Source organism: Streptomyces sp. BR123, assembly GCF_013401435.1.
In the GTDB taxonomy this organism is placed as follows: Bacteria; Actinomycetota; Actinomycetes; order Streptomycetales; family Streptomycetaceae; genus Streptomyces.
The window spans coordinates 1-9359 of the sequence record NZ_JACBGN010000280.1 but is presented as its reverse complement, the minus strand read 5'-3'; the positions used below and the strand labels follow the sequence as shown (position 1 = coordinate 9359).

General features: G+C 73.3%; 9 protein-coding genes. 5 read left to right on the top strand and 4 right to left on the bottom strand.

Going from position 1 to position 9359, the window contains the following annotated elements:
- Window positions 1-231: 231 nt before the first annotated feature.
- Window positions 232-927 (bottom strand): TerB family tellurite resistance protein, encoded by a 696-nt coding sequence (locus HYE82_RS29665; RefSeq protein WP_179177272.1) that lies wholly within the window; start codon window positions 925-927, stop codon window positions 232-234.
- Window positions 928-1129: 202 nt separating this feature from the next.
- Between HYE82_RS29665 and HYE82_RS29660 the strand changes: the two genes are divergently transcribed.
- Window positions 1130-1888: an SDR family NAD(P)-dependent oxidoreductase gene (locus HYE82_RS29660; protein WP_179177271.1), complete on the top strand. Its 759-nt coding sequence runs from the start codon at window positions 1130-1132 to the stop codon at window positions 1886-1888.
- 98 nt (window positions 1889-1986) lie between these two features.
- Here HYE82_RS29660 and leuA read toward each other — a convergent pair whose 3' ends face one another.
- Complete coding sequence (gene leuA, locus HYE82_RS29655) at window positions 1987-3750, bottom strand: 2-isopropylmalate synthase (RefSeq protein ID WP_179177270.1); 1764 nt, start codon at window positions 3748-3750, stop codon at window positions 1987-1989.
- A gap of 364 nt (window positions 3751-4114) precedes the next feature.
- Here leuA and HYE82_RS29650 point away from each other — a divergent pair, with 364 nt between their 5' ends.
- The 4 genes from HYE82_RS29650 to HYE82_RS29635 all read left to right on the top strand — a co-directional run bounded on the left by HYE82_RS29650 (window position 4115) and on the right by HYE82_RS29635 (window position 7188).
- Window positions 4115-5206 carry a M4 family metallopeptidase gene (locus HYE82_RS29650; protein WP_179177269.1) on the top strand — a complete coding sequence of 364 codons (1092 nt, stop codon included), beginning with the start codon at window positions 4115-4117 and terminating at the stop codon, window positions 5204-5206.
- Between the two features lie 28 nt (window positions 5207-5234).
- On the top strand, window positions 5235-5504 hold the full coding sequence (locus HYE82_RS29645) for a protealysin inhibitor emfourin (RefSeq protein WP_179177268.1): 270 nt from the start codon (window positions 5235-5237) through the stop codon (window positions 5502-5504).
- A 26-nt stretch (window positions 5505-5530) separates the two neighbouring features.
- The gene (locus HYE82_RS29640; protein ID WP_309144489.1) at window positions 5531-6358 is read left to right on the top strand and encodes a GNAT family N-acetyltransferase; all 828 of its coding nucleotides are present in this window, start codon (window positions 5531-5533) and stop codon (window positions 6356-6358) included.
- Between the two features lie 134 nt (window positions 6359-6492).
- A complete protein-coding gene (locus tag HYE82_RS29635) occupies window positions 6493-7188 on the top strand; it encodes a bifunctional 2-polyprenyl-6-hydroxyphenol methylase/3-demethylubiquinol 3-O-methyltransferase UbiG (RefSeq protein ID WP_179177267.1) in 696 nt (231 codons plus the stop codon).
- 23 nt (window positions 7189-7211) lie between these two features.
- Here the strand turns inward: HYE82_RS29635 and era are convergent, their stop codons facing one another.
- Window positions 7212-8153 carry a GTPase Era gene (gene era, locus HYE82_RS29630; RefSeq protein WP_179177266.1) on the bottom strand — a complete coding sequence of 314 codons (942 nt, stop codon included), beginning with the start codon at window positions 8151-8153 and terminating at the stop codon, window positions 7212-7214.
- Window positions 8154-8250: 97 nt separating this feature from the next.
- On the bottom strand, window positions 8251-9252 hold the full coding sequence (locus HYE82_RS29625; RefSeq protein WP_179177265.1) for a GlxA family transcriptional regulator: 1002 nt from the start codon (window positions 9250-9252) through the stop codon (window positions 8251-8253).
- Window positions 9253-9359: the final 107 nt, after the last annotated feature.

Sequence of the window (9359 nt, the reverse complement as noted above, 5' to 3'; positions counted from 1 at the left end):
CGCCCCCTCCTGTGCACGCGCGCAGCCCACCCCCCGCGACGTGCGGCGATGGGCTTCACAGGCGCGCGGACGGCGAGCGCGACGGGCCCGCTCCGGGTGTCCACGTGCTGGAACCGCCGGCCGCGGTGCAGGCGGAACCCACCCGCCCTGCGGTGCGGTGCCGGCCCTGCGAGGCCGGATCGTTACCTCGCCCGGGCCGGGCCCTGCCCGGCCCTGCTCCGCAGCGGGCCCTCAGGGGGCGCGCACGGCCGACAGCAGGCGGGCCACCTCGTCGGAGCCCATCCGCAGCGCCGCGCCGACCGTGGCGAGCACCTCGCGCTCGGCGGGCGTGTACGGGCCGTCCGCCAGGGCGATCCGCGCGCCCTGCAGCAGGACCGACTCCCGGCCCGGCCCGGCCAGGTGCGGCGCCAGCGGTTCCAGTGCCTCGTGCAGCTCGATGGCCAGGGCGGCACCGCAGCAGTCGGGGGCGTCGTACAGCCCGAGCCGGCCCTCGTCGCTCGCCAGTGCCCGTACGAGGGACTCCAGCTGCTCCTGGGTGCAGTCATGGAAGCCGGCCGCCCGTACGGTCGACACGGCGGTCTCCAGTGCGCCGCGCGCGGAGGTCCCGCCCGCCGCCAGCACGGCCAGGGCGACGGTGTGGACGGCGTCGCGCAGCAGCGCCGAGAAGCGGGTGGTGGTGAGCTGGTCGAGGACCTCGGTGCCGAAGCGCTCCCGGCAGCCCTGGCATTCGACGACGGGGCCGGCATCGCCGCGCGGCAGCAGCGGGACGCCGAGGAGGGTGAACCGGCGGCGGCCGGTCCGCCGGCGGTAGTTGCGGTCGCCGCCGCAGCCGGGGCAGAAGAACTCCCCGTCGCCGACCGTGCTCCACGTGGTACGGATGCCCCAGACCGCCGGCTTCCGGCCGTCCCCACCCCGAACTGGCAGCACGTCGCACCTCCGTAACTCCCCCGTGGCTTCGCGGGCACGGGCGGGACCCCCAGGCGGCATCACCGGGTTGGCGTGATGTTAGCCACATCGGTGAGGATGCGTCAGCCGTGTGACAAGACAACCTCCCCCGACGGCGGCACTTGGCCGGTCTGCACCCCTGCGCCTCCCACGGCGGCCCGCCCGTTGTCCCTACGCTCGCCGCGTGAACGACACATCCTGTCTGGTCACGGGGGCCGCGAGCGGGATCGGCCGGGCCACCGCCCGGCTGCTGGCCCGCTCCGGCGCCCGGGTGACCGCGGCCGACATCAACGGCCCCGGGCTGGAGGACCTGCGTACGGAACTGGCCGCCGAGGGGTTCGGCGTCACCCTCGCGACCGGTGATGTCGCCGATCCGGAGGACAACCGTGCGATGGTCCGGGCCGCGGTGGAGGCGTACGGGCGGCTCGACGCGGCCGTGGCGAACGCCGGGATCCTCCCCCTTTCGGACGTATGCGAGACCAGTCCGCAGGACTGGGACCGGGTCATGGCGGTGGACGGCCGCGGCATGTTCCTGACCTGCAAGTACGCGATCGAGGCGATGATCGCGCAGCCGGAGCCCGGGGGCGCGCTGGTCTGCGTGTCCTCGATCTCGGGGGTGGCCGGGCAGGCCCGGCAGGCGGCGTACGGGCCGGCGAAGTTCGTGGCGTCGGGGCTGACGAAGCACCTGGCGGTGGAGTGGGCGGCGGCCGGGATCCGCGTCAACGCGGTGGCGCCGGGGACCATCCGGACGGAGCGGGTGCTGGCGCTGTCGGACGAGCCGGGCGGCCCGGAGTACCTCGCGGAGGTCTGCGCCGCGCATCCGATGGGGCGGCTCGGGGAGCCGGACGAGGTGGCGCGGGTGATCGCGTTCCTGGCGTCGGACGCGGCCTCGTTCGTGACGGGCGTGGTCCTGCCGGTCGACGGCGGCTACCTGGCCCGCTGAGGCGGCCGCCGGGGCGGCGCTGCCCCGCACCTCCGGACGGAGGGGCGGGGCAGCAGCGTGGTCCTGCGGGCCGGCGGTCCTGCGGGCCGGCCGGCGGGTCAGCGGCCGGCGCGGTTGACGGCGGAGACGACCGCCTTCAGCGAGGCGCGCGTGGTGTTGGCGTCGATGCCGATGCCCCACAGGACGCGGCCGTCGATCGCGCACTCGATGTACGAGGCGGCCACGGCGGAGGCGCCCTCGCTCATCGTGTGCTCGGTGTAGTCCAGCAGGCGGGCGTCGATGCCGATGGCGGCCAGCGCGTCGAAGAAGGCCGAGATCGGACCGTTGCCCGTACCGTTCAGGACCGTCTCCACGCCGTCCACGACCGCCTCGACGGTCAGCGTGTCCGTGCCGTCCTTGTCGGTGGCCGTCGAGCCGGCGCGCAGCTGGACGCGGCCCCAGGGGTTCTCGGGGTTGGGCAGGTACTCGTCCGAGAAGATGTCCCAGATGGCCTTCGGGGTGACCTCGCCGCCCTCGGCGTCGGTCATGGCCTGGATGATCTTCGAGAACTCGATCTGCATGCGGCGCGGCAGGTCCAGCTTGTGGTCGTTCTTCAGGACGTACGCGACACCGCCCTTGCCGGACTGCGAGTTGACGCGGATGACCGCCTCGTAGGAGCGGCCGACGTCCTTGGGGTCGATCGGCAGGTACGGCACGGCCCACTCGATCTCGTCCACCGTCTTGCCCCGGGCGGCCGCGTCGGCCTCCATGGCGTCGAAGCCCTTCTTGATGGCGTCCTGGTGGGAGCCGGAGAAGGCGGTGTACACCAGGTCGCCCGCGTAGGGGTGGCGCGGGTGGACCGGCATCTGGTTGCAGTACTCGCTGGTGCGGCGGATCTCGTCGATCTGCGAGAAGTCGATCTGCGGGTCGATGCCCTGCGAGAACAGGTTCATGCCCAGGGTGATCAGGTCGACGTTGCCGGTGCGCTCGCCCTGCCCGAACAGGCAGCCCTCGATGCGGTCGGCGCCGGCCATCAGGGCCAGCTCGGCGGCGGCGACGGCGGTGCCGCGGTCGTTGTGCGGGTGCACGGAGATGCAGATGTGCTCGCGGCGGGTCAGGTTGCGGGCCATCCACTCGAAGCGGTCCGCGTGCGTGGACGGCGTCGAGCGCTCCACGGTGGCGGGCAGGTTCAGGATGATCTCGCGGCCGGGGCCGGGCTGCCAGACGTCGCAGACGGCCTCGCAGACCTCCAGGGCGAAGTCCAGCTCGGTGTCGGTGAAGATCTCCGGGCTGTACTGGTAGCCGAAGACGGTCTCGGGGCCCAGCAGCTTCTCGGCGTACTCCATGACCAGGCGGGTGCCGTCGACGGCGATCTGCTTGATCTGCTCCTTGGAGCCGCGGAAGACGACCCGGCGGAAGGTCGGGGCGGTCGCGTTGTACAGATGGACGGTGGCGCGCTTGGCGCCGACCAGCGACTCCACGGTCCGTTCGATCAGGTCCTCGCGGGCCTGGGTCAGCACGGAGATGGTGACGTCGTCCGGGATCGCGCCCTCTTCGATGATGGAGCGCACGAACGCGTAGTCGGTCTCGCCGGAGGACGGGAAGCCGACCTCGATCTCCTTGTAGCCCATGCGTACCAGCAGGTCGAACATCTCGCGCTTGCGGGCCGGGGTCATCGGGTCGATCAGCGACTGGTTGCCGTCGCGCAGGTCGGTGGACAGCCAGCGGGGGGCCTTGGTCACGCGCGCGTCCGGCCAGGTGCGGTCCGGCAGGTCGACCTGCTCGTAGCGGCCGTACTTGTGGATCGGCATTCCGGAGGGCTGCTGCGTGTGGGTCGCGTTCGTGATGGGCGTGGGGCGACCGGCGAAGGTGTGCTGGCTCATGGCGTAGGGCTCCTCGGGTGTCCGCGTGGGGATCGCTGGAACGGCCGACGGCGGTCGTAAACCGCAACACCAGACTCCGCGGGGAGGGGGTCGACCTACGACTACAGACCCTCGCCGCGGCAGCTAAGCAGAAGCAGCCCGAAACGCATGATGGGCCGAGCCTAGCCGAGCCGCGCCGTGACGCGAGGGACCGTTTCAGTATGCGGGACCCCCATGTCCGATTTACACCCTTATGTGAGCTATGTCTCCCTGTAGCCTTCGCGGCCGCCCCGAACCGTCAACACGGCCCGGCCACTTTCAGACAACCGAATGAATCACGGTTGCAGGTAGTGACAGCGATGTGACCCGCTGCCACATTGCCGGGATGGATGCCTCCCACGTTCACACCCACTCCGACGGCCGCACCCCCCGCCACCCGGTCTTCTGCACGGTGGTGCCGCCGCACCTGCTCGACCGGATCGCCCGGTCCGCCGACACCCGGCGCGCCGGGGCCGCCCTGCGCACCCTCGAACACGACGGCCCCCTGCGCACCCGGCGCCGGATCACCAGCGTCCGCGGGTTCGCGCCCCCGGCGCTGGGCGCTCCCGTGCCGGACGGGCCCCACCGGACCATCCACGACGCCCAGCACCGCACCCGGCTGCCCGGGACGAAGGTCCGCGCCGAGGGCGACCCGGCCTCCGAGGACACCACCGTCAACCGCGCCTACGCCGGGCTGGGCGCCACGTACGAGCTCCTGCTGACCGCCTTCGGCCGGCGCTCGATCGACGACGCCGGCCTGCCCCTGAACGCGTCCGTGCACTACGGCCAGGACTACAACAACGCCTTCTGGGACGGCGAGCAGATGGTGTTCGGCGACGGCGACGGGGACCTCTTCCTCGACTTCACCGTGGCCGTGGACGTCATCGGGCACGAGCTCGCCCACGGCGTCACCCAGTACACGGCGAACCTGGAGTACTACGGCCAGTCGGGCGCGCTCAACGAGTCGATGTCCGACGTCTTCGGCTCGCTGATCAAGCAGTACACCCTGGACCAGACGGCCGACCGGGCGGACTGGCTGATCGGCGCCGGACTGCTCGGCCCCGACGTCACCGGGATCGCGCTGCGCTCGATGAAGGCGCCGGGCACCGCGTACGACGACGACGAACTCGGCAAGGACCCGCAGCCGGCCACGATGGACGACTACGTGCGCACCAACCGGGACAACGGCGGGGTGCACATCAACTCCGGCATCCCGAACCACGCCTTCTACCTCGTCGCCACCGAGCTCGGCGGCAAGGCGTGGGAGCGCGCCGGGCAGATCTGGTACGACACCCTGACCGGCGGCGAGCTCACCCCCGACGCCGACTTCAAGGACTTCGCCCGGCTGTCCGCGGCCGCCGCCGTGACCCGCTACGGGGAGGGAGGCGCGGAGCACCGGGCGCTGCAGAAGGCATGGGCGGCTGTCGGCCTGGGGTAGGCGGCCGCAGCGGTGTAGAAAGACGGTCATGCGGATTCAGGTGGTACGGACGGGCGGCTTCGCGGGCATCGAGCGCCGGGCCGAGGTGGACACCTCGGGCCTGCCGGACGAGGAGGAGTGGCAGGGCCTGGCGCAGCTCGCCCTGCGGCCCGCCGCGGCCTCCCCGGGATCGGACCGGGTCCGGGACGGCTTCTCCTACCGGATCACGGTCGACGGGCGGACGGTGACCTGCCAGGAGCCCGACCTGTCGGAGGCGCAGCGGCAGCTGATCACCCGGCTCCTGAAAGAAGGTGCCTGAGCAGGCGTCTTTGCTCGGATGGCCGGGTGACACCGACACTCCTGTCCCGGTTGGAGCAGTACTACGACACCGTGCCGCGGGTCGGGGGCGCGCGGGCCGAGGATTTCGGCCCGCTGACCCTCTTCGTCCGGGAGGGCGCGGGCTGGCCGTACTACGCGCGGCCCGCGCTCGGCAGCACGGGCGCCGGCACCGCCGACGTGGAACGCGTCCTGGCCCGGCAGCGGCAGCTGGGCATCCCGCAGGCCTTCGAATGGGTGGCCGAAACCAGCCCCTGGCTGCGGGCCCCGGTGGAGGCGGCGGGGCTGCGGGTGAGCGCGCATCCGCTGATGGTGCTGGAGCCGTCCGCGCCGCGGCTGCCCGCGCACCCGGAGGTCCGGCTCCTCGGCGCGGACGACGAGCTGCTCACGGCGGCCGTGACGGTGCCGCGGCTGGCCTTCGCGGACCCGGGCACGTCGGTGGGCGCCGCGGGCCCGGCCGAGCTGGCCGAGGCCCTGGCCGACCCTGCCGCCGCCGCCCACCGCGGCGCCGTGGCCGAACGGCTGGCGTCGGGCCGGACCGCCGTGGCGGCGGCGGTGCGCGAGGGCGTGGTCCTCGCCACGGGCCAGTACAACCCGGTCGGCGACGTCGCCGAGGTGGCCGGGGTCGGCACCCTGCCGTCGGCGCGCCGCCAGGGCCTGGCCCTCGCGGTCACCGCGGCGCTCGTCGCGGACGCCCTCGCCCGGGGCACCCGTACGGTCTTCCTGTCGGCCGGGGACGACGCAGTGGCCCGCATCTACGCCCGGGCGGGCTTCCGCACGGTCGCCACGGCCCTGATCGCGGAACCCGCGGCGGACGGGGAGGCGGCCGGGGTGTAGCGGGGCGCGGCAGGGCACGGCTCCGCGGCGGGTTGCCGAAACGGCAAAGGTCCTTGGCCCTCCGGCGGCGGGCGGCGCAGCATCGGGCACATCCGGAACCCGCGGACCCGCGGACCCGCAGAGGAAGGGACCCCATGCCCGAGCACGCCCACACCCCCACGCACGCCCACGACCACTCCCACCACGGCGGGAACCCGACCGAGCCGCATGCCGGGGACCAGGCGTTCTGGGACTCCCGCTACCGCGAGAGCGACCGCATCTGGAGCGGCAGCCCCAACGCGGCCCTCGTCCGCGAGGTCGCCGGCCTCGCCCCCGGCCGCGCCCTCGACCTCGGCTGCGGCGAGGGAGCCGACGCGGTGTGGCTGGCCCGCCAGGGCTGGCAGGTCACCGGGACTGACATCTCCGAGGTGGCGCTGGAGCGGGCCGCCGCGCACGCCGCCGAGGCGGGCGTCGCCGACCGCGTCGACCTCCGGCGGCACGACCTGACCGAGTCCTTCCCCGCCGGGGAGTTCGACCTCGTCTCGGCCTGCTTCCTGCACAACTACGGCGATTTCCCCCGCGCCCGGGTCCTGCGGACCGCCGCGGCGGCCGTGGCCCCCGGCGGGATCCTGCTGGTCGTCGGCCACGGCGGGTGGGCGACCTGGCAGGAGGACGAGGTGCGACCGGAGATCGACTTCCCGACCCCCGGCGAGGTCCTCGACCAGCTGGAGCTGCCTGACGGCGCCTGGGAGGTCCTGCGCGCGGAGGAGTACGTACGGGAGCAGAACAGCCCCGACGGCCGGGCCGGGACCCGGGCGGACAACACGGTGAAGGTGCGCCGGCTCCCGTAGTCCCCTCCCGTGGACCGGCCGGGCTAGAAGCCGAGCTTGCGGAGCTGCTTGGGGTCGCGCTGCCAGTCCTTGGCGACCTTCACGTGCAGGTCGAGGAAGACCGGGGTGCCGAGCAGTGCCTCGATGTGCTTGCGCGACTTCATCCCGACCTCCTTCAGGCGGGAGCCCTTGGGGCCGATGATGATGCCCTTCTGGCTGGGCCGCTCGATGTAGACGTTGGCGTGGATGTCGAGCAGCGGCCGGTCCGCCGGGCGGTTCTCCCGGGGGATCATCTCCTCGACCACGACGGCGATGGAGTGGGGGAGCTCGTCGCGGACGCCCTCCAGGGCGGCCTCCCGGATCAGCTCCGCGACCATCACCATCTCGGGCTCGTCGGTGAGGTCGCCCTCCGGGTACAGAGGCGGGCTCTCGGGCAGCATCGGCGTGATCAGGTCGGCCAGCAGCTGGACCTGGTTGTCGCCGACGGCGGAGACGGGGACGATCTCGGCCCATTCGATGCCGAGTTCGGCGCCGAGCTGCTGGATCGCGATGAGCTGCTCGGCCAGGGCCTTGGACTCGACCAGGTCGGTCTTGGTCACGATGGCGACCTTGGGGGTCTTCTTGATCCCCGCGAGTTCCTTCGCGATGAACCGGTCGCCCGGGCCGAGCTTCTGGTCGGCGGGCAGGCAGAAGCCGATGACGTCGACCTCGGCCCAGGTGGTCCGCACGACGTCGTTCAGCCGCTCGCCGAGCAGGGTGCGCGGCTTGTGCAGGCCGGGGGTGTCGACCAGGACCAGCTGGGCGTCGGGGCGGTGCACGATGCCGCGGACGGTGTGGCGGGTGGTCTGCGGCCGGTTTGAGGTGATCGCGACCTTGGTGCCCACGAGTGCGTTGGTCAGGGTCGACTTCCCCGCGTTGGGGCGGCCGACGAAGCAGGCGAAGCCCGCACGGTGCGGGCTGTGGGACTCGGGGGAACGATCGCTCATACGGGCCATTCTCCCCGATGCCGCCCGGGGCGCCGACCAGGCTGCTGTCCGAGCCGCCGTCCGAGCCGCCGCCCGGCCGGCGCGCACCGGCAGCGCTTCAGCCCGCGGCGGCGCCCGGGCCGTCGTTCCCGCCCGCCGCCCGGAACGTCCGCCGGTACGCCGTCGGGCTCACCCCGAGCGCGGCCTGCACGTGCTTGCGCAGCGACTGCGCCGTTCCGAAGCCCGCCTCCCGCGCGACCTGTTCCATCGCCAGGTCCGTCTGCTCCAGCAGCCGCCGGGCCCGCTCCACCCGCTGCCCGGTGATCCACTCGCCGGGGCTGGTGCCTGCCTCCTCCCGGAAGCGGCGCGTGAAGGTGCGGACCGACATGGACTCCTGCCGGGCCAGGTCGGCCAGCCGCAGCGGCTCGTGCAGCCGCCCCAGCACCCAGGCCCGGGCCGCCGCGGTGCTGGCCAGCTGCGGCTGCGGCACGGGGCGTTCGACGAACTGGGCCTGTCCGCCGTCCCGGTGCGGCGGCACGACGGTCCGCCGGGCCACGTCGTTGGCGACGGCCGCGCCGTGGTCCTTGCGCACGATGTGCAGGCACAGGTCGATACCGGCGGCGACCCCGGCGGAGGTCAGTACGCTCCCGTCGTCCGTGTACAGCACGGCGGGGTCGACCCGTACGGCCGGGAAGAGGCGCTGGAAGTGCTCGGCGTGGAACCAGTGCGTGGTGGCCGGGCGCCCGTCGAGGTATCCGGCGGCGGCCAGGACGTAACCGCCGGTGCAGATCGAGACGAGCCGGGTGCCGGGCCGGATGTGGGCCAGGGCCGCCGCGAGCTCCTCGGTCAGCCTGCCCTCCTCGTACACGGGCCCGAGCTCGTACGCGGCCGGTACGACGACGGTGTCGGCGGTGGCGAGCAGCTCGGGGCCGTGCTCCACGTGGACCGCGAAGTCCGCGTCCGTCCGGACCGGCCCGGGGGCCAGGCCGCAGGTCAGGATCTCGTACAGGGGCGCGCCGGCGGCATCTGCGGCGCGGCCGAAGATCCGGTGCGGGATGCCCAGCTCGAAGGGCAGCAGTCCGGCGAGCGCGAGGACGACGACACGATGCGGAGCGGCCATGGCCCAATCATATCGAAGGGTGTCGTTCAGGCCACTGTCGCGTGGAGGGCGCCCTGCCGGATGCTGACGGCGTGAATCAGTCAGCCTCCACCCCAGCGCCCGGCCCC